Raw genomic sequence first — 18,871 nt, 5'->3', positions numbered from 1 at the left:
GTGATGAAAGTTCGTGCATCGGTGAAAAAGCTGTGCCGTAACTGCAAGATTATTCGCCGCGAAGGTGTTGTTCGAGTAATTTGCAGCGCGGAACCGCGTCACAAACAGCGCCAAGGCTGAGTGTGATTGTGCTTCAAGCCCAGCAGCTAGTGCGCTGCTGGGTTGATTATTTGTTATTACAGCGATATTATCTCGCGCCCTATTTCTTGGCTTCCGGGGCGTAGGTAGCTGTCAATTGGAGTCCCACTGAATGGCCCGTATTGCAGGCGTTAACATTCCAGATAACAAGCATACTGTTATCTCGCTGACCTACATCTATGGTGTTGGTCGCACGACTGCACAGAAAATCTGTGCAGAGACTGGGGTCAACCCAGCCGCAAAGATCAAGGATCTGAGCGACGAGCAAATTGAACAGCTGCGTGGCGAAGTGGCGAAGTTCACCACTGAAGGTGACCTGCGTCGCGAAATCAACATGAAAATCAAACGCTTGATGGATCTGGGCTGCTACCGCGGTCTGCGCCATCGTCGTGGTCTTCCAGTGCGCGGTCAGCGTACCAAGACCAACGCGCGTACTCGCAAAGGTCCGCGTAAGCCGATCCGCAAGTAATCGCACCAGCGAATCGACAGGAATTTAGTCATGGCAAAACCTGCTGCTCGTCCTCGTAAAAAGATTAAAAAGACAGTGGTTGATGGCATCGCCCACATCCACGCGTCTTTCAACAACACCATCGTGACCATCACCGACCGTCAAGGTAACGCTCTTTCCTGGGCAACCTCCGGTGGTTCGGGTTTCCGCGGTTCCCGCAAGTCCACCCCGTTCGCTGCTCAAGTAGCTGCTGAGCGTGCTGGTCAAGCTGCGCTGGAATATGGCCTGAAAAACCTCGACGTAAACGTCAAGGGCCCAGGTCCAGGTCGTGAATCCGCAGTCCGCGCTTTGAACGGCTGTGGCTACAAGATCGCCAGCATCACCGACGTGACGCCAATCCCGCATAACGGGTGCCGTCCGCCGAAGAAGCGCCGCGTGTAATCCAGGAGATTGTAAAGAATGGCTCGTTACATTGGTCCAAAATGCAAACTGGCTCGTCGCGAAGGCACCGATCTCTTCCTGAAGAGCGGCGTGCGCGCTATCGAATCCAAGTGCAACATCGAAGCAGCACCTGGTATCCACGGCCAGCGCCGCGGTCGCCAGTCCGACTACGGCACCCAACTGCGTGAAAAGCAGAAGGTCCGTCGTATCTACGGCGTTCTCGAGCGTCAATTCAGCGGCTACTACAAAGAAGCTGCTGGCAAGAAAGGTGCAACCGGTGAGAACCTGCTGCAACTGCTCGAATGCCGTCTGGACAACGTTGTATACCGTATGGGCTTCGGTTCGACTCGTGCCGAATCCCGTCAGCTGGTATCGCACAAGTCGATCAGCGTGAACGGTCAAACCGTTAACGTACCGTCCTACCAGGTTCGTGCTGGTGACGTGGTTGCTGTTCGCGAGAAAGCAAAAAACCAACTTCGCATTGTCCAAGCTCTCGATCTGTGTGCCCAACGTGGCCGCGTAGAATGGGTAGAAGTAGACACTGAGAAGAAGTCGGGCGTTTTCAAGAACGTTCCAGCTCGCAGTGATCTGTCCGCCGACATCAACGAAAGCCTGATTGTCGAGCTCTACTCCAAGTAAGGGCTAGAAAATAGGTGCATCCATGCAGATTTCGGTAAATGAGTTCCTGACACCCCGCCATATTGATGTGCAGGTTGTCAGTCCAACCCGCGCCAAGATCACCCTCGAGCCTCTCGAGCGTGGTTTTGGCCACACCCTGGGCAACGCGCTGCGCCGCATCCTGTTGTCCTCAATGCCCGGCTGTGCAGTAGTCGAGGCCGAGATTGACGGTGTGCTCCACGAGTACAGCGCCATCGAAGGTGTACAGGAAGACGTAATTGAAATCCTGTTGAACCTTAAAGGTCTGGCTATCAAGCTGCACGGCCGTGACGAAGTTACGCTGACCTTGTCGAAGAAGGGTTCGGGGGTGGTTACCGCTGCCGATATTCAGCTGGATCATGATGTCGAGATCGTTAACCCCGATCACGTAATCGCTAACCTGGCGTCTAACGGCGCCCTGAACATGAAGCTCGTAGTAGCTCGTGGTCGTGGTTATGAACCGGCAGACTCGCGTCAGAGCGATGAAGACGAAAGCCGCAGCATCGGTCGCTTGCAGCTTGACTCTTCGTTCAGCCCAGTTCGCCGTATCGCATACGTGGTGGAAAACGCCCGTGTCGAGCAGCGTACCAACCTGGACAAGCTGGTTATTGATCTGGAAACCAACGGTACTCTGGATCCTGAAGAGGCTATCCGCCGTGCTGCAACCATCCTGCAACAGCAGTTGGCTGCGTTCGTCGACCTCAAAGGTGACAGTGAGCCAGTGGTAATCGAGCAGGAAGACGAGATCGATCCGATCCTGCTTCGCCCGGTTGACGATCTGGAACTGACTGTACGTTCGGCTAACTGCCTTAAGGCGGAAAACATTTACTACATCGGCGACCTGATTCAGCGTACCGAAGTAGAACTGTTGAAGACTCCGAACCTTGGCAAGAAATCCTTGACCGAAATCAAGGACGTTCTGGCCTCCCGCGGTCTGTCCCTCGGCATGCGCCTCGACAACTGGCCGCCTGCAAGTCTTAAGAAGGACGACAAGGCGACTGCCTGATCGTCGTAATCACCGAACGTTGTGTTTGGTAAGGAATGAACCATGCGTCATCGTAAAAGTGGTCGTCACCTGAGCCGCACCAGCTCGCACCGCAAGGCCATGTTCCAAAACATGGCGGTGTCGCTGTTCGAGCACGAGCTGATCAAAACTACACTGCCGAAAGCTAAAGAACTGCGCCGCGTTGCTGAGCCGCTGATCACTTTGGCTAAGACAGACAGCCTGGCTAACCGCCGTCTGGCTTTCGACCGTACTCGTTCGAAAGCTATCGTTGGTAAGCTCTTCAACGACCTGGGCAAGCGTTACGCTACCCGTGAGGGTGGCTACCTGCGCATCCTCAAGTGCGGTTTCCGCGCTGGCGACAACGCGCCTATGGCGTACGTCGAGTTGGTTGATCGTGCTGTCGGCGGTGAAGCTGTATCCGCTGAGTAAGACGTCAAATACAAAGAACCGGGCCTAGTGCCCGGTTTTTTGTGCCTGCTTGATTAGAAAATATCTATCGATTGTAATTATTTAATGCATTTGATGCTGTCATCTTGATGGTCAATACTCCTCGTCAGCCGATTAGCCGGCAGTTCCAAGACTGACAGAGGAAGATTGAGCATGAGCCAAAACAAAACGCTTACCACCGCAAGTGGCGCTCCAGTCGCCGATAACCAGAATTCCCGCTCCGCCGGCCCACGCGGCCCGTTGCTGCTCGATGATTTTCACCTGATCGAGAAGCTTGCCCACTTCAACCGTGAAAACATTCCAGAGCGTCGCGTACACGCCAAGGGCTCGGGTGCTTACGGTACTTTTACCGTGACCCGGGATATCACCGAATACACCAGCGCCAAGCTTTTCGAGTCCGTGGGTAAGCAGACTCCTACCTTCCTGCGGTTCTCCACCGTAGGTGGCGAGCGTGGTTCGGCTGATACCGAACGCGACCCGCGCGGTTTCGCCCTGAAGTTCTATACCGAAGAAGGTAACTGGGACATCGTCGGCAACAACACGCCTGTGTTCTTCATTCGTGATCCGTTGAAGTTTCCCGACTTTATCCACACCCAGAAACGTCTGCCGCAGAGCAACCTGAAAAGCGCCCAGGCGATGTGGGACTTCTGGTCTCACTCTCCCGAGGCGCTGCATCAGGTCACCATTCTGTTTTCGGATCGCGGGATTCCCGACGGCTACCGGCATATGCACGGTTTCGGCAGCCACACCTACAGCTTGATCAACGCCAAGGGCGAGCGTCACTGGGTGAAGTGGCATTACAAGACCAAGCAAGGCATCAAGAACCTGGCACCGGCCGAGGCGGCGCGCCTGGCGGGTACAGATCCGGATTACGCCCAGCGTGACCTGTTCAACGCGATCGAGCGCGGCGACTTCCCGAAATGGAGCGTGTGCATTCAGATCATGACCGAGGCTGAGGCTGCCGCTCACTACGAGAACCCGTTCGACGTGACCAAGACCTGGTCGCAGAAGGAGTTCCCATTGATCGAGGTCGGCGAGCTGGAGTTGAACCGCAACCCGCTGAATTACTTTGCAGAGGTCGAGCAGGCTGCCTTTGGTCCTAGCAATATGGTTCCTGGTGTGGGCCTGTCGCCTGACCGCATGCTGCAAGGCCGCGTATTCGCGTACGCCGACGCTCATCGCTATCGTGTTGGCACCAACCACCAGCAACTGCCGGTCAATGCCCCACGAAGCCCGGTGAACAGCTACCAGCGCGACGGCTCCATGGCATTTGGCAGCAATGGTGGCGCGGCACCGAACTACGAGCCGAACAGCTACGCCGATGCGCCTAAGCAGGCTCCTCGCTACGCGGAACCGGCGCTGGCCCTCAGCGGTGCGGCGGATCGTTACGATCACCGTGAAGACACCGATTACTACAGCCATGCGGGCGCTCTGTTCCGCCTGATGAATGATCAGCAGCAAGCCCTGTTGATCAGCAACATCGCCGGCGCAATGACGGGTGTCAGTTCGGATGTGGTCCAGCGTCAGTTGCAGCATTTCTTCAAGGCTGACCCGGCTTATGGAGAAGGAATCGCAAAGGCGTTGGGCGTACAGCTTAACTAAGTCTAAACGAGAAGCAGAACCGCCCTCATTTGGGCGGTTTTTGCGTTTTTTCGGCTACTTTTCTCTGAAAATCTTCACTTTGTTAGCGTTTATCCAGTGACCTGCAAGTCAGCTTGGTTCAAAATACAGACTTTCAAGCAGGGAGATGTAGGGCGATGCAAGGTCACCCGGACGTAATCGATTACCTCAACACGTTGCTGACGGGCGAACTGGCAGCACGTGATCAATATTTCATCCACTCGCGTATGTACGAGGACTGGGGCTTCAGCAAGCTCTACGAGCGTATCAACCACGAAATGGAAGAAGAGGCTCAACACGCCGATGCGTTGATGCGCCGCATCCTGATGCTCGAAGGCACGCCGCGCATGCGTCCAGACGATCTGGACATCGGCACTACGGTTCCAGACATGTTCGCTGCCGACCTGCGCCTGGAATACAAGGTGCGTGCTGCGCTGTGCAAGGGCATTGAGCTTTGCGAGAAGCACAAGGACTACGTCAGTCGCGACATCCTGCGTGTGCAACTGGCTGATACCGAAGAAGACCATACCTACTGGCTGGAAAAGCAGTTGGGGCTGATCAAGTCGATCGGCCTGGAAAACTACCTGCAGTCGCAGTTCTGATACGTGAGTCGGGTCGCCGCTACCTATAGCGATCCGAGCGACACAAAAAAGCCCCTGCCATTGTGAATGGCAGGGGCTTTTTCGTTGGGCTCAGCCCCGGTCGCGGGTCAGCAATGGCTTGAGATAGTAGCCGGTATGGGACTGCGGCATTTCTGCCAACTGTTCCGGCGTACCCACGGCGATGATCTGCCCGCCCTTGGAGCCGCCTTCCGGCCCCAGGTCCACCAGCCAGTCGGCGGTCTTGATCACATCCAGGTTGTGCTCGATCACCACCACGGTGTTGCCGTGGTCACGCAGGCGATGCAAAACATCCAGCAATTGCTGGATATCGGCGAAGTGCAGGCCGGTGGTTGGCTCGTCGAGGATGTAGAGGGTCTTGCCGGTATCGCGCTTGGACAACTCGCGAGATAGCTTGACCCGCTGCGCCTCACCGCCGGACAAGGTCGTCGCCGACTGCCCCAGCTTGATATAGGACAGCCCCACGTCCATCAGCGTCTGCAGCTTGCGCGCCAGCGCCGGCACCGGGTCGAAGAACTCCCGCGCTTCCTCGATGGTCATTTCCAGGACCTCGTGGATGCTCTTGCCCTTGTATTTGATCTCAAGGGTTTCACGGTTGTAGCGCTTGCTCTTGCACACGTCGCACGGCACGTAGATGTCCGGCAGGAAGTGCATTTCCACCTTGATCAGGCCGTCGCCCTGGCAGGCTTCGCAGCGTCCGCCCTTGACATTGAAAGAGAAGCGGCCCGGGCCATAACCGCGTGAGCGCGATTCGGGTACCCCGGCAAACAGTTCGCGGATCGGCGTGAACAGCCCGGTATAGGTCGCCGGGTTGGAACGCGGTGTGCGACCGATCGGGCTTTGATCGATATCTACTACCTTGTCCAGGTGCTGCAGGCCGTTGATGCTATCGTGCGCAGCCGCTTCCAGCGTGGTGGCGCCATTCAAGGCCGTGGCGCTGAGGGGGAACAGGGTGTTGTTGATCAGCGTCGATTTGCCCGAACCCGAAACACCGGTTACGCAGGTCAGCAAGCCAATCGGGATGTCCAGGTCGACGTTGCGCAAGTTGTTGCCCCGTGCCCCCTTGAGGGACAGCGAGAGCTTCTTGTTGCGCGGTGTGCGCTTGGCCGGCACAGCAATCTTCACCCGACCGGAGAGGTACTTGCCGGTGAGTGAGTCGGGATGAGACATCACCTCTTCGGGACTGCCCTCGGCGACGATCTGCCCACCATGCACGCCGGCGCCAGGGCCGATGTCCACCACATAGTCGGCCAGGCGAATGGCATCCTCGTCGTGTTCGACCACGATCACCGTGTTGCCGATATCCCGCAGGTGCTTGAGGGTGCCCAGCAGGCGGTCATTGTCGCGTTGGTGCAGGCCGATGGAGGGTTCGTCGAGAATGTACATCACCCCCACCAGGCCGGCGCCGATCTGGCTGGCCAGACGAATACGCTGCGCCTCGCCGCCGGACAGGGTATCGGCGCTGCGATCCAGGGTCAGGTAGTCCAGGCCGACATTGACCAGGAACTGCAGGCGCTCGCGGATTTCCTTGAGGATCTTGTCGGCAATCTCGCCACGGCGCCCAGTCAGCGACAAAGTGCCGAAATAGTCGGTGGCATCGCCGATCGGCAGGCTGGTCACGGCCGGCAGGGTTTTCTCGCCGACCCACACGTGGCGGGCTTCGCGACGCAGGCGGGTGCCGCGGCAATCCGGGCACGGCTGGGTGCTGAGGAACTTGGCCAGCTCCTCGCGCACGGTGGCCGATTCGGTCTCGCGGTAGCGACGTTCCAGGTTCGGCACTATGCCTTCGAACGGGTGGGAGCGTTTGACGATATCGCCACGATCGTTGAGGTACTTGAAGTCGACGTTCTGCGTGCCGCTGCCGTTGAGAATGACCTTCTGCTGGTCGGCCGGCAGCTGGTTGAACGGCACTTCCAGGCTGAAGCCGTAATGCGAGGCCAGCGAGCCAAGCATCTGGAAGTAATAGACGTTACGCCTGTCCCAGCCGCGAATCGCCCCCTCGGCCAGGGTCAGCTCGCCATTGACCAGGCGCTTGATGTCGAAGAATTGCTTGACCCCCAGGCCATCGCAGGTCGGGCAGGCACCGGCCGGGTTGTTGAAGGAGAACAGCTTGGGTTCCAGTTCGCTGATGGCGTGGCCACAGATCGGGCAGGCGAAGCGCGCGGAAAAGATGATTTCTTCACCGGGTTCGTCGTCCATCGGCGCCACCAGGGCGATACCGTCGGCCAGCTTCAGCGCGGTCTCGAAGGACTCGGCCAGACGCTGCTGCAGGTCGGCGCGGACCTTGAAGCGGTCGACCACCACATCGATCGAGTGCTTCTTCTGTTTATCCAGCTTCGGCAGCTCATCCAGCTCGTAGAGCTTGCCGTTGACCCGGGCGCGGACGAAGCCCTGGGCGCGCAGTTCCTCGAAGACCGACAGGTGCTCGCCCTTGCGCTCGCGAATAACCGGCGCCAGCAGCATCAGCTTGCTGCCTTCCGGCTGGGCCAGCACCAGGTCGACCATCTGGCTGACGGTCTGGGCTTCCAGCGGGATGTCGTGATCCGGGCAGCGTGGCGTACCCACCCGCGCATACAGCAGACGCAGGTAGTCGTAGATCTCGGTGATGGTGCCCACGGTGGAGCGCGGGTTGTGCGAGGTGGATTTCTGCTCGATGGAAATGGCCGGCGACAAACCTTCGATGGTGTCGACGTCGGGTTTTTCCATCATCGACAGGAATTGCCGGGCATAGGCCGACAGCGACTCGACATAACGGCGCTGGCCTTCGGCGTACAGCGTGTCGAACGCCAGGGACGATTTGCCGGATCCGGACAGGCCGGTGATGACGATCAGTTTGTCCCGTGGCAGGGTCAGGTCGATATTCTTCAGGTTGTGGGTTCGGGCCCCACGAATCAGGATCTTGTCCAAAGTGGCCTCGCTCGGCGGGCGTCGAAAACGTAGGAGTATAAGGGTAAATACTGGATGGATGCACACTATCAAACGAGGTCTGCGCGGTCGTAGATGAAACCTGCGCGGCAAAGCGTCGCCATATACCCCGTCAATCGATCGGACTGGTAGAATCGCCGCCGGTTCACACGAGGTTTTTCCATGCATGATCCCCACAGCGAACGCATGAGTGGTGCTGAGACCCGCGCGGCAAGCGGTCTGGCCCTGGTGTTCGCCTTCCGTATGCTTGGCATGTTCATGGTGTTGCCGGTCCTGGCGACCTATGGGATGGACCTGGCGGGAGCGACCCCGGCCCTGATCGGGTTGGCGATTGGCGCTTACGGCCTGACCCAGGCGATTTTCCAGATCCCGTTCGGGATCATTTCCGACCGTATCGGCCGTCGTCCGGTGATTTACCTGGGGCTGATCGTCTTTGCCCTGGGCAGCGTGCTGGCGGCCAATGCCGACTCGATCTGGGGCGTGATCGCCGGGCGCATCCTGCAGGGCGCCGGGGCGATTTCCGCGGCGGTCATGGCACTGCTGTCGGACCTGACTCGCGAGCAACACCGCACCAAAGCCATGGCCATGATCGGCATGACCATCGGCCTGTCGTTTGCCGTGGCCATGGTGGTGGGGCCGTTGCTGACCCGTGGTTTCGGCTTGTCCGGCTTGTTTTTCGCTACCGGCGGCATGGCGCTGCTGGGCATTTTCATCGTCGCCTTCATGGTGCCGCGCTCGACCGGGCCCTTGCAGCACCGGGAGTCCGGCGTGGCACGCCAGGCATTGTTGCCGACGCTCAAGCATCCGGACCTGCTGCGCCTGGATCTTGGTATCTTCGTGTTGCACGCGATGCTGATGTCGAGCTTCGTGGCCTTGCCGCTGGCCCTGGTGGAAAAAGCCGGCCTGCCCAAGGAACAGCACTGGTGGGTCTACCTCACCGCGCTGTTGATCTCCTTCTTCGCCATGATCCCGTTCATCATCTACGGCGAGAAGCGACGCAAAATGAAACGAGTTCTGCTGGGCGCGGTCACTACGCTGCTGCTCACCGAGCTATTCTTCTGGGAGTTCGGCGACAGCCTGCGGGCCCTGGTGATTGGCACGGTGGTGTTCTTCACCGCGTTCAACCTGCTGGAAGCTTCGCTGCCGTCGTTGATCAGCAAGGTTTCGCCGGCGGGTGGCAAGGGCACGGCCATGGGGGTTTACTCCACCAGTCAGTTCCTCGGTTCGGCACTGGGCGGCATTCTCGGCGGCTGGCTGTTCCAGCATGGCGGTCTGTCGGTTGTGTTCCTGGGTTGTGCAGGACTTGCTGCACTGTGGTTGGCCTTTGCTGTTACCATGCGCGAACCCCCGTATGTGACGAGCCTGCGCTTGCCGTTATCGCCCGAAGCGATCCGCGAAGCCGGTCTGGTCGAGCGCCTGAAGGCCGTTGTTGGGGTAACAGATGCAGTGATGGTGGCCGAAGAGGCCGCCATTTACATCAAATTGGACACCGAATTATTGGATCGCGCGACCCTCGAGCAGCTGGTCAACCCAGCCCGATCGGCGTGCGAAGCTTAGGAGAACGTTATGGCCCGTGGGGTTAACAAAGTCATATTGGTCGGCACTTGCGGCCAGGATCCTGAAGTTCGCTACCTGCCTAACGGTAACGCCGTGACCAACCTGAGTCTGGCCACCAGCGAACAGTGGACCGACAAGCAGACCGGTCAGAAGGTCGAGAAGACCGAGTGGCACCGTGTATCGATGTTCGGCAAGGTCGCTGAAATCGCTGGCGAGTACCTGCGCAAAGGTTCGCAGGTCTACATCGAAGGCAAGCTGCAGACCCGCGAGTGGGAAAAAGACGGCATCAAGCGTTACACCACTGAAATCATCGTCGACATGCAGGGCACCATGCAGCTGCTGGGCGGCCGTCCACAGGGCGACCAGGGCCAGGGCATGGGCAACTCCGCTCCACGTCCACAGCAGTCGCGTCCACAGCCTTCGCAGGCACCACAACGCGAATCGCGTCCAGCGCCTCAGCAGTCTTCGCCGCAGCCGGCGCAGAACTTCGATGACAGCTTCGATGACGATATTCCGTTCTGATCCCTCGGAACGCAGGTCATGAGTGAAAAACGGAGCCCTTGATGGGCTCCGTTTTTTTTGGCCGCTTGAAACACCGGCATGGTGTCGCCGCTTTAGAGTTCGACTCGCCGCAACCTCCCGGTCAAGGGGGCGGGCGGGCCGTCGGGGGTGGGCAAGGGGCGGCCACTCAAGCCCATGCCTTCGCTGATCAGTACGGCCCCCGATACCAGGCACAGGTTGGACGGGGTATCCAGCCCCTGGGCGAGGATACTCACTTCTCTTGTCTGCAGGTTGCAGCACAGCAGGCGGCCGCTGAAGCGGGCGAAGCCGCCGTGCTGGCATTCGCCGTCCCAGTCCGTGAGCAGCGGTTGCATCAGACGGTCGCAGAGTTCCAGCACCAGCAGTTGTCCCGTCGGGGTCAGTGCCAGGCCGGTGGGCAGTTGTAGGCCTTCGATCAGGACTTCGCTGTGACCGCTTTCCGGCCAGGCCCGGATCACTTGGCCGGCTTGGTCGGCGAAGTCGATGCCCCGGCGGCTCGGGTCCTGGTGCAACTCGCCGGAGAACAGGCTGATCAACATGGCGCCGGTGCTCGGTTCGTAGACCAGGGTAACGGGCACCGCATCCTGACCCTGGCCCAGGTCGGGCAGCTCGAGCAGGACCCGCTCCTCGCCGGTGCCGCTGAACTCCACCAGTTGGTTGCTATCGGGTTTGACTGCCAGCCAGCGATGGCGCGTGGGGTGATAGCACAGGGCGTTGAGGTTGCCGCGGCTGTGAAACACAGGCTCGGGAGGGCTACAGGCCAGGTCCAGGACTTTCGAGCCTTCGACGTAGTCGGTCAGGCTGGCCAGGCAGCGCCCCGCGCCGCAGGCGATATCCGACAGCCCCAGGATTTCATCGCGCAGCATGCGTGCCTGCATGTTCATGGAGCGAAAGCCATGGGCCAGCGTTTCGGGCATCAGGTAGGCACCCGTCCGGCGTGGGTCGGGGCGCAGCCGGCTGATACGCCCACTGAACGGCTGGTCCGGCCGCCCGGAGCCGGCTTCGGCCAGCAGCAGGCTGCCATCGGCTTGCAGACAGAGGCCCCGGGGGTTGAGCAGGTTCTCGCGAATGACCGTGTGCGCACGCAAGTCTTCACGGGGCCGGGGGGGAATCCGTAGGGGAGCTGTCATCGGTTCTCTCCAGTTGGCGTTGGGTCGGTTCATAGCGGCGGCTGCCAGGGCGCGCCGGTGAGATAGGCCCTGAGTAGGGCGCGCCGGCTGGGCGACATCGAGCGCATCACGGGCATGAACAGCGTGGTGCCTTTGTCGCGGTTGCTGGGCGCAAGAGACGGACGTTCATGGCGGCACTCCTGTGAAGTACCGGGTGACGCTGTGTCACCCGGTGTTCCCGGTACGGGGTTCCTGTCAGCTGGGGGGAAAGTCCTTCATGCTCAGGGGCATCGGCGGGTAATTGTGCTTCACCAGGGCGTTGGCCCAAAGCTCCAGCACGGCCCGTCGGCTTTGCGACATGTCACGGGTGATGGGCATCGAGAGCGTGCTTTCTTCCTGGTACTCCTTGCTGATCAGCACGATCAACTGGTCGATGGCGCCTTCCACGCGCTGCTGGGAGTTGAGCGGCATGAACTTGTTCATGATCGGGTACAGGTAATAGAAGGGTTGCAGGATCTGCGGGTAGATGAAGTTGTTCCACATCAGCTGGCTGGCGTTCAGGTCCCGGTAGATGGTGTTCCAGTAGTCGATGAAGTCCTGCTGCAGCTTCGGCTCCAGCGGCAGCACCCGCAAAGGCGCGAGGCAGTCGGTGTAGGCCTCGGAGTAGTTGAAGCTGAAGGGCACGGCGGGCATCTTGCCGCCTTCGGGCAGGAAGAAACGCAGGGTAGGGAAACCCGGTGCCTCTGCCCTGATTCCCAGTCGGGCGACACCGCTGGCGTCGGTGCGGATCCTGGCGATGCTGTAGTTGATGTTGCTGGTAGCCGTTTCGTCGCGCAGGGTGCCGGTCTGGGCGATGGCACTGTCGAAAACCAGGCAGGGGCGCAGGTCGACGGTAATGGGTTGGTCGAGGAACTGCTGATAACCGACCGGTTCTCCCTCCGGCACGGTATTGGAGGTGACGACCGTGCGCCTGTCCGTGAGCCGCCGGCCGCTGCCAGTGGCCAGATAGCTGACAGCCACCGGCGTGTCGATGAACTGCGGCCGGTTGGAGCGGTTCAGCGTAGGTTCTTCCGGGTAATCGTAGAACAGGGTGAAGTCGGCTTCGTTGCTGAACGCCAGGTAATAGTCGCTGGTGGTCACCATATAGGCGTTGCCGTATTCGGCGACCAGCAGCTCGGTGCCCTCCGGCGCGGGCTTGCCGTCCTTCTGTACCATGATCGTCAGCGTCTTGTGGTCGCCTACGTCGATGAAGCCTCCACTCTCGACCACTTCGGCGGTCCACTCTCGCTGGGTGGCGGCGATCACCGGCGTGACGCCTGGCTGCTGTCTTTGCAGTTCCAGGGGGCCGCTCTCGAGCAGGTTCTTCTGCAGGTCGTTCAGGGGCAGGTCGAGAATGCCCGAGCGCTGGTTGAAAGCCGACTGCCGGTACTGGTTATAGTCGATGGTGATAACGGAGACGAACTGACCACTCTGGCGCGTTCCCAGGTGGAGGATGCCGGCATTGAATTTCTCGGCCACCGCGATGGGCGCGTCGGGATCGACCGGGTAGAACGGAAAACCGTTGGACAGGTCCAGCGACAGGGTGTCGTCGGTGATCTGGACAGGGATCACGCCCAGCGTGGCCTTGGTGTCTTGCATATCGCCAGGCGTGGTCTTGTAGACCGGCACCGGCTCCGCCGGGACCAGGCGCCGGCCAGCCGGGGCGGTGGGGAATTCGTCGTCGAACCACAGGCCCAGGGTGCCCGCCGTGCTGCTGTAGGCCGGGTTGTAGAAAATATCGGCGACGTTGTTCAGCCCCTGCTCATACATCCGCTGCACCCGGGCTGCGTCCACGGGGTCGCCGGAGTGAGTATTGACCGGAGGGAAGTCGTTGAACACGCCGTTCTTGTCGTAGTAGGTCAGGTAGGTGGAGAAGCGGAACATCAGCCCCTTGGCGCCTTGCTCGATCATCTGCTGCTGGAGCTGTTGCAGCAGGAGCGAATCGCCGACGACCCAGTCCAGGTTTTCCCTCGCAAAGCAGCTCTGCCAGGTGGTCGTCACATAGTTCAGGCCGCCGAAGGTGGAGGCCCAGTTGAAGTTCAGGAAGCGGTCGAGCATCCGGTACTGGCGGTTGAGGGTCAGGCCGCACTGGGCGTCGCCCAGCACCAGCTTGTCGAAATACAGCGCAGTGAAGGTGTTCTGCCAGGGGCTGATATCGACGAAGCGTGCGGGCGTGGGCGCCTTGCTGCCAAAGGGGTTGCCGAGCAACTGAAAGCTCTTGCTGACCAGCGGGTCCCGGTCGATGTAGGTATTGGCCTGGAACTCGCCACCAATGATCGTTGACTGGGTGTCCTTGTAGCTCACGGTACCGCAGGCATTGTCGCCGAACAGGTCCCATTCGGCGGGCATGAACGGATTGCGGAAGGCCCCGGCATTGGTCGGCACCTGCAATACATAGCGAGGTACCTGGGTGCTGGACAACGGCTGGATGGTCCAGGGCATCAGCGCTTCGGGGGCGTTCTGGGGATTGATGTCGTAGTACTTCAGGAACTGCCAGTTGAGGTCCATCCTGACCGCGTCATAGAGCGGCAGTGCATCGTTGTTGTTGGCCGTTGGCGGGTTCCAGAACATATGGCCGTTGAGGTAGATGCGGGGGAAGTTCAATACGCTCATGTCAGGCTCCTTAGCGTTGCCACTGGGCGCGTTTAAGCGACCAGACAAAGTCCAGTTTGTTGTAATCGGCGAAGTCCGAAGCCGGCAGCGGGGTGGTGGGGTAGACGATCCCGCCGTCCTCTTTCATCGCGAAATTGAAGTAACCCTTCTGTTTCGAGTAGGCCGCGGTACCGTGGCAGGCCAGGCACGATGAGGTGTCCTGGAAGGCCGACTCCAGTTGCGAATTGGCCAGCACCTGAGTCACGGGTTTGAATTCGACCCCGATCAACTCGTACTTCGAGAGGTCGGGGTAGTTGCCCTGGAAGCTGCTGTTGACTGGTATGGAGGGGGGCGTCGGCCCGGTGGTGTTGGTCATCGGGGTGGCCGGCACGGCGTTGGTCACGGTGTACTTGTGGTTGTTGACGTTCTCGAAGGTGGTCCAGATCCACTCGGGACTCAGCTTGTTGATCACATGCATGCCGCTGAGCGCGGCATAGCCGACCTGATACTGGTTCTGGTGAGGGTAGTAGGCCTGGATGACGTAGTAACCGTCGTTTTCCAGCTGTTGCTTGAACGTCGCATCGGTGCCGATCCAGATCCAGGAGGTTTTTACCTCCCAGGAGGTCTCGGGAAATTTCAGGTCGCTGGTCAGCGCGTACTGACCGTTCATGTTGTAGACCTGTTTTTGCACGATGTAGTCGAAGGTGCCCTGGCCCATTTGCAAGAGAAAACGCACCGGCTGGCCCCGTTGCGCTTCCGGTACCTGGCCGCCCATCAGCAGGGGCAGCCCGTCCACCTGTAGCGTGCTGTCCAGGTCATGGAAGGTCCGGTCGAGGTTCATCCCCAGTTGTCGGGCCTGTTCCAGGACTGCGTCGGGCGCGGGCTGCTCCGGCAGGTAGGGCTGGGGCGGGGCACCATTGGGCAGGAACACCTGACTCGAGGGCTTGAGCCCTTCCCAGACCCGGTTGGGGCTGCCCTGGGCGGTTGGCTGGTTGAGGCAGACGAACCAGTTCCAGGCCTGGGTCTCGGGACTGGCGTGGAAGTCGCTGCGGGTCTTCTCGACGCTGGTCCCGTAGGTGAGGAAATTGCTGCAGTCGTAAGGGCTGGCGCTCTGGGCCTGGGCCAAACCGGCCACGGCACTCAGAACTGTTATAGAGATGGCTCGCCGCATGGAAGCTCCTTGGCATTGGCCGGGTCGTGGTGGGGGCGCTCCAGGAAGTACTGCAGGAGCAGTTGCTTGACTGCCGTGGCCGGAAGCTGGTCCGGCAACGACAGACCGCAATTGGTGATCAGCAGCGGAGCGGTCGCGCGGCTGGCGGGCAAGCGTCCATGGCTGCCGCGGACCAGCCGGGTATCCAGGGGGATCAGGTCCATGTAGTAGCGAAAGCCGAGTTTTTTCTGCAGCAGGCGTCGCACCGCTCGCAGTTTCGGAAAGCGGATGGCCGGATCGATGAACAGTTCCAGCGGGTCGTAGCCCGGCTTGCGGTGGATGTCCACGGTGCGGGCGAAGTCGGGGGCCAGGCGGTCGTCGAGCCAGTAGCGGTAATCGAACCAGTAGCCGGCCGCGGCCACCGCCACCAGTTCGCCGCTGCGCTCGTGGTCCAGTTGCCAGTCCCGTTGCCCGGGCTTGTCCAGCACCTGCTCGATGCCCGGCTGGCGCTGCAACAGCGCCTTGACCCGGGCCACGTCCTCGGCGCGTTTCACGTAGACATGGGCGACCTGATGGTCCACCACGGCGAAGGCGGCGCTGGCGCCAGGGTCGAGCAACTCCCAGCTCAGCGACTGGCGGACCTGCAGCAATCCTTCACGGCGCAGCAGGCGGTTGATCGACACCGATTGCCGGACCGTCTCGATGCCGTATTCGGAGAGCAGCATCACCCTGGCGCCCTGGGCTTGGGCGAAGCTCAGCAGGCGCCCCACCTGCTGGTCGATGGCGCGGACCTCGTCGGCAATCGACGGGTCTTGGGGGCCTAGGCGTTGCAGGCTGTAATCCAGGTGCGGCAGGTAGATCAATTGCAGGTCGGGTCGGTTGAGCTGGAACTCGGCCATGGCGCAATCGACGATCCAACGGCTGGAGGCGATGCCCGCCGCGGGCCCCCAGAAACCGGGGAAGGGAAACTCGCCGATCTGCCGTTCGAGGGTCTGATGCAGGCTGGCGGGCGTCGAATAGAGCCCGAACACCTTGCGCCCATCGGCCGGGTAATGGGGGCGTGGAGTGATGGCCGCATCCACCTCTGCGTGCATGTTGAACCACCAGAACAACTGGCTGCAGCGAAAGTCGGGGCGCTGGCGCTTGAGGGTCTGCCAGACTTTTTCCCCCTGGACCAGGGCGTTGGATTGCAGCCAGAAGCGCACTTCGGCCTGGTCGCGAAAGTACCAGCCGTTGCCGACGATACCGTGTTCCGCGGGCGTCAGGCCGGTCAGCAGCGAGGCCTGCACGGTCGAGGTCACGGCCGGGAACACCGGTTGCAGGCTGGTCATCGCGGCGTTGCGCAGCAGGGCATTGATCCGTGGCGTGGCCTCGCCCAGCAGGCTCGGCGTCAACCCGACCACATTGATCAGCAACAGCGGTGGGCAGCTCGTTTCAGACACCATGGGGGCAGGCCTCCTGCGCGGGGGATGGTTCGCTCAGCAGTTGCCGCTCGCATAATTGCCCTTCGACCCAGCGCAACTCGGCAATGATGCCCTGGAGCAGCGCCTGTTCGGTCTGTGGCCGCAGCGGAGCGGGCAGCACATTCCAGCTGTAGGTCTCCACCTCCAGTACCGGGTGCACTTCCGGGTGCTCCGCCAGGTAATCGAAGGTCTGCAACAGCGCGCTCTGGCTGCCGCTGAGTTCGGGCAGCAACAACTGCTCGCTGAATAGCGGCACATGGAAATGGATGCGCAGCTCGGGGCAGGACGCCAGCTCCCCGGCCTGCAGCGCGGCGGGCAGGTCCGGCCAGGCCAGCAGGCGGCCCTGGTGGTCCCGGGCTTTGACCTGATGCAGGTAGGTGGCCTCGACAAAGTCCCCCAGGGCCGTCAGCACCTGCTGGCGCCGCAGCGGGCCCGCTTCCGGCAGGCGGCAGATCAGGGCATTGGAGAGCTGGATCTTGCCCACCGGCACACCGGCCTGGCGCAGCCGCTCCAGGGCGTCATGGCAATGCTCGAAGACCACGGCTTGATGGCAGACATCGAAGCACAGGGCCAGATGCTCATGATGGGGATCCGTGGCTTGCCAGCGGCGGAAGAATTCGATGGCCTGGTCGGTGTGCTCCAGCACGCAGTCGGGCTCCATTTCCAGGCAGAACAGGATCTGCTTGCCGGTCTCCCGGCGTAGCCTGGCCAGGGCCTGGGTCAGCTGGCGCAGCTGCTGCTCGGCCCGTTGCCGGTGGGCCCGGCTCCAGGTGGCGGCATACCCCAGCGGCACGCTGGAAATCACCCCTTTGGGGCAATCCTGCGGCAGGGCCGCGGCCAGGATCCGCGCCAGTTGCAGGCTGTACTCCAGGCGCTGCGGGTCGGCCCAGTTGGGCAGATAGACTTCGGCTTTCACCGCACCCTGGTGGAATTGGCCGTAGGGAAAACCATTGAGCGAAGTCAGGCGCAGCCCGCTGTGCCGCAATAGCCTGAGAAATCCCATGAGGGCCTGCGGCTGTTGCAGCTCGGCCGCGGCCTGGGCGCTGATCCACAACCCGCTGTCCTGTTCGGGCAGGCCGCGTTGCTGGCGCACGCCCTGGAAGTGCGTCTCGATCGAGGCGCACAGCGTGGTCAGGTCGGGGGCCGGGTGCACGTTGCTGCAATAGCCGATCCGGGCGGCGCTCCAGCCCCGACGAGCGCTCATTTGACCACCGGTTCCTGGCCGCGCAGGGCGGAGTTGTCCTGCCACTGACGACGCTGGTCGATGGGCAGCGGGGCACTTACCCACTGCTTGTCCAGCTGCCCGCTCTGGGCGAAGAAATCCACCGGGTTGTGGAACAGCACCTGTTCCACCTGGGCTTCGCTGAAGCCGGCGGCGAGCATGGCCTGTCCGGTCTTGGGCACCTTGAGCGGATCGCTGATGCCCCAGTCGGCGGCGCTGTTGACCACCATTTTCTCGGTGCCGTACTCCTTGAGCAGGGCCACCATGCGCTGCTCCGACATCTTGGTGTTGGGGTAGATGGAGTGCCCGCGCCAGCAGTCACTGTCGAGCACCAGGGGCAGGGTCAGTTCGTTGAGGTGATCGATGATCACCAGATGTTCGGCGATGCCCACTTCGCGGATCACCGCCAGGGTGCGCTTGGTGCCGCCGATCTTGTCGCGGTGCGGGGTGTGCACCAGCACCGGCAGGTTGAACTGCTTGGCCAGTTCCAGTTGCGCGGCGAGAAAGCGGTCTTCCTCCGGGGTGATGTCGTCGTAGCCGACTTCGCCTACCGCCACGACGCCGTCCTTGACCAGATAGCGCGGCAGGATCTCCAGCACCTCGTTGGCCAGCGACAGGTCATTGGCCTCCTTGGGGTTGAGGCCGATGGTGCAAAAGTGGTGGATGCCGAACATGCTGGCGCGAAAGCGTTCCCAGCCCAGCAGGGTATCGAAGTAGTCGATGAAGCTGCCGACGCTGGTGCGCGCCTGGCCTTGCCAGAAAGCCGGCTCGATCACCCCGGTGATGCCAGCGGCGGCCATGTTCTGATAGTCGTCGGTGGTGCGGCTGACCATATGAATATGCGGGTCGAAGTATTTCAGCATGGTGAGTTCCTGATGTGGTTGTAGAAAACGTGGT

At 61.0% G+C, this 18,871-nt stretch carries 17 protein-coding genes; 10 read left to right on the top strand and 7 right to left on the bottom strand.

What is annotated here, in order from left to right; translation table 11 throughout:
• The first annotated feature begins 3 nt into the window (after positions 1-3).
• The 8 genes from rpmJ (at position 4) to bfr (ending at position 5,359) form a co-directional block, all read left to right on the top strand.
• On the top strand, positions 4-120 hold the full coding sequence (rpmJ, locus tag BLV20_RS27530; RefSeq protein WP_002555468.1) for a 50S ribosomal protein L36: 117 nt from the start codon (positions 4-6) through the stop codon (positions 118-120).
• Positions 121-250: 130 nt separating this feature from the next.
• Positions 251-607 (top strand): 30S ribosomal protein S13, encoded by a 357-nt coding sequence (rpsM, locus tag BLV20_RS27525; protein WP_009045849.1) that lies wholly within the window; start codon positions 251-253, stop codon positions 605-607.
• 30 nt (positions 608-637) lie between these two features.
• Positions 638-1,027 (top strand): 30S ribosomal protein S11, encoded by a 390-nt coding sequence (rpsK, locus tag BLV20_RS27520; protein ID WP_007924177.1) that lies wholly within the window; start codon positions 638-640, stop codon positions 1,025-1,027.
• Positions 1,028-1,045: 18 nt separating this feature from the next.
• Positions 1,046-1,666, top strand: coding sequence for a 30S ribosomal protein S4 (gene rpsD / locus BLV20_RS27515; protein ID WP_003176404.1), 621 nt, complete (start codon positions 1,046-1,048; stop codon positions 1,664-1,666).
• Between the two features lie 22 nt (positions 1,667-1,688).
• Positions 1,689-2,690 (top strand): DNA-directed RNA polymerase subunit alpha, encoded by a 1,002-nt coding sequence (gene rpoA, locus BLV20_RS27510; protein WP_007924176.1) that lies wholly within the window; start codon positions 1,689-1,691, stop codon positions 2,688-2,690.
• Positions 2,691-2,732: 42 nt separating this feature from the next.
• Positions 2,733-3,119 (top strand): 50S ribosomal protein L17, encoded by a 387-nt coding sequence (gene rplQ, locus BLV20_RS27505; protein ID WP_007924175.1) that lies wholly within the window; start codon positions 2,733-2,735, stop codon positions 3,117-3,119.
• 171 nt (positions 3,120-3,290) lie between these two features.
• On the top strand, positions 3,291-4,739 hold the full coding sequence (locus tag BLV20_RS27500) for a catalase (RefSeq protein WP_092305552.1): 1,449 nt from the start codon (positions 3,291-3,293) through the stop codon (positions 4,737-4,739).
• A gap of 155 nt (positions 4,740-4,894) precedes the next feature.
• Positions 4,895-5,359 carry a bacterioferritin gene (bfr, locus tag BLV20_RS27495; protein ID WP_044465323.1) on the top strand — a complete coding sequence of 155 codons (465 nt, stop codon included), beginning with the start codon at positions 4,895-4,897 and terminating at the stop codon, positions 5,357-5,359.
• A gap of 90 nt (positions 5,360-5,449) precedes the next feature.
• On the opposite strand, the gene uvrA is transcribed toward bfr, so the two are convergent.
• Positions 5,450-8,284, bottom strand: a complete 2,835-nt coding sequence (uvrA, locus tag BLV20_RS27490) for an excinuclease ABC subunit UvrA (RefSeq protein ID WP_092305551.1) — start codon at positions 8,282-8,284, stop codon at positions 5,450-5,452.
• Positions 8,285-8,464: 180 nt separating this feature from the next.
• On the opposite strand from uvrA, the gene BLV20_RS27485 reads away from it, so the two are divergent.
• Positions 8,465-9,859 (top strand): MFS transporter, encoded by a 1,395-nt coding sequence (locus BLV20_RS27485; RefSeq protein ID WP_092305550.1) that lies wholly within the window; start codon positions 8,465-8,467, stop codon positions 9,857-9,859.
• Between the two features lie 9 nt (positions 9,860-9,868).
• Positions 9,869-10,381 (top strand): single-stranded DNA-binding protein, encoded by a 513-nt coding sequence (locus BLV20_RS27480; RefSeq protein ID WP_009045846.1) that lies wholly within the window; start codon positions 9,869-9,871, stop codon positions 10,379-10,381.
• A 92-nt stretch (positions 10,382-10,473) separates the two neighbouring features.
• On the opposite strand, the gene BLV20_RS27475 is transcribed toward BLV20_RS27480, so the two are convergent.
• The 6 genes from BLV20_RS27475 to BLV20_RS27450 all read right to left on the bottom strand — a co-directional run bounded on the left by BLV20_RS27475 (position 10,474) and on the right by BLV20_RS27450 (position 18,837).
• Positions 10,474-11,529: a hypothetical protein gene (locus BLV20_RS27475; RefSeq protein ID WP_092305549.1), complete on the bottom strand. Its 1,056-nt coding sequence runs from the start codon at positions 11,527-11,529 to the stop codon at positions 10,474-10,476.
• A gap of 234 nt (positions 11,530-11,763) precedes the next feature.
• Complete coding sequence (locus tag BLV20_RS27470) at positions 11,764-14,160, bottom strand: hypothetical protein (protein ID WP_092305548.1); 2,397 nt, start codon at positions 14,158-14,160, stop codon at positions 11,764-11,766.
• A gap of 10 nt (positions 14,161-14,170) precedes the next feature.
• A complete protein-coding gene (locus BLV20_RS27465) occupies positions 14,171-15,310 on the bottom strand; it encodes a hypothetical protein (RefSeq protein ID WP_092305547.1) in 1,140 nt (379 codons plus the stop codon).
• A complete protein-coding gene (locus BLV20_RS27460) occupies positions 15,289-16,734 on the bottom strand; it encodes an alkaline phosphatase family protein (protein ID WP_092305546.1) in 1,446 nt (481 codons plus the stop codon). The genes BLV20_RS27465 and BLV20_RS27460 overlap by 22 nt, the downstream gene beginning before the upstream one ends.
• Positions 16,724-17,956: a metabolite traffic protein EboE gene (eboE, locus tag BLV20_RS27455; RefSeq protein WP_092305545.1), complete on the bottom strand. Its 1,233-nt coding sequence runs from the start codon at positions 17,954-17,956 to the stop codon at positions 16,724-16,726. Before eboE ends, BLV20_RS27460 begins: the two co-directional genes overlap by 11 nt.
• Entirely contained in the window at positions 17,953-18,837 is an 885-nt protein-coding gene (locus BLV20_RS27450; RefSeq protein ID WP_092305544.1) for a TatD family hydrolase, read from the bottom strand. The genes eboE and BLV20_RS27450 overlap by 4 nt, the downstream gene beginning before the upstream one ends.
• Positions 18,838-18,871 lie beyond the last annotated feature (34 nt).

The sequence above is a fragment of the Pseudomonas sp. NFIX28 genome (assembly GCF_900107395.1).
Lineage (GTDB): Bacteria > Pseudomonadota > Gammaproteobacteria > Pseudomonadales > Pseudomonadaceae > Aquipseudomonas.
Note: the sequence above shows the minus strand (reverse complement) of the source record. Positions and strands in the feature narration are given on the sequence as shown.

Bases quoted from the DNA above. Each gene is read 5' to 3' on its own strand.
- rpoA (WP_007924176.1), top strand. From the start codon at position 1,689: ATGCAGATTTCGGTAAATGAGTTCCTGACACCCCGCCATATTGATGTG.
- BLV20_RS27465 (WP_092305547.1), bottom strand. From the start codon at position 15,310: ATGCGGCGAGCCATCTCTATAACAGTTCTGAGTGCCGTGGCCGGTTTG.
- BLV20_RS27450 (WP_092305544.1), bottom strand. From the start codon at position 18,837: ATGCTGAAATACTTCGACCCGCATATTCATATGGTCAGCCGCACCACC.
- BLV20_RS27475 (WP_092305549.1), bottom strand. From the start codon at position 11,529: ATGACAGCTCCCCTACGGATTCCCCCCCGGCCCCGTGAAGACTTGCGT.
- rpsM (WP_009045849.1), top strand. From the start codon at position 251: ATGGCCCGTATTGCAGGCGTTAACATTCCAGATAACAAGCATACTGTT.
- rpsK (WP_007924177.1), top strand. From the start codon at position 638: ATGGCAAAACCTGCTGCTCGTCCTCGTAAAAAGATTAAAAAGACAGTG.
- BLV20_RS27470 (WP_092305548.1), bottom strand. From the start codon at position 14,160: ATGAGCGTATTGAACTTCCCCCGCATCTACCTCAACGGCCATATGTTC.
- bfr (WP_044465323.1), top strand. From the start codon at position 4,895: ATGCAAGGTCACCCGGACGTAATCGATTACCTCAACACGTTGCTGACG.
- rplQ (WP_007924175.1), top strand. From the start codon at position 2,733: ATGCGTCATCGTAAAAGTGGTCGTCACCTGAGCCGCACCAGCTCGCAC.
- eboE (WP_092305545.1), bottom strand. From the start codon at position 17,956: ATGAGCGCTCGTCGGGGCTGGAGCGCCGCCCGGATCGGCTATTGCAGC.
- BLV20_RS27480 (WP_009045846.1), top strand. From the start codon at position 9,869: ATGGCCCGTGGGGTTAACAAAGTCATATTGGTCGGCACTTGCGGCCAG.
- BLV20_RS27485 (WP_092305550.1), top strand. From the start codon at position 8,465: ATGCATGATCCCCACAGCGAACGCATGAGTGGTGCTGAGACCCGCGCG.
- BLV20_RS27460 (WP_092305546.1), bottom strand. From the start codon at position 16,734: ATGGTGTCTGAAACGAGCTGCCCACCGCTGTTGCTGATCAATGTGGTC.
- rpmJ (WP_002555468.1), top strand. From the start codon at position 4: ATGAAAGTTCGTGCATCGGTGAAAAAGCTGTGCCGTAACTGCAAGATT.
- BLV20_RS27500 (WP_092305552.1), top strand. From the start codon at position 3,291: ATGAGCCAAAACAAAACGCTTACCACCGCAAGTGGCGCTCCAGTCGCC.
- rpsD (WP_003176404.1), top strand. From the start codon at position 1,046: ATGGCTCGTTACATTGGTCCAAAATGCAAACTGGCTCGTCGCGAAGGC.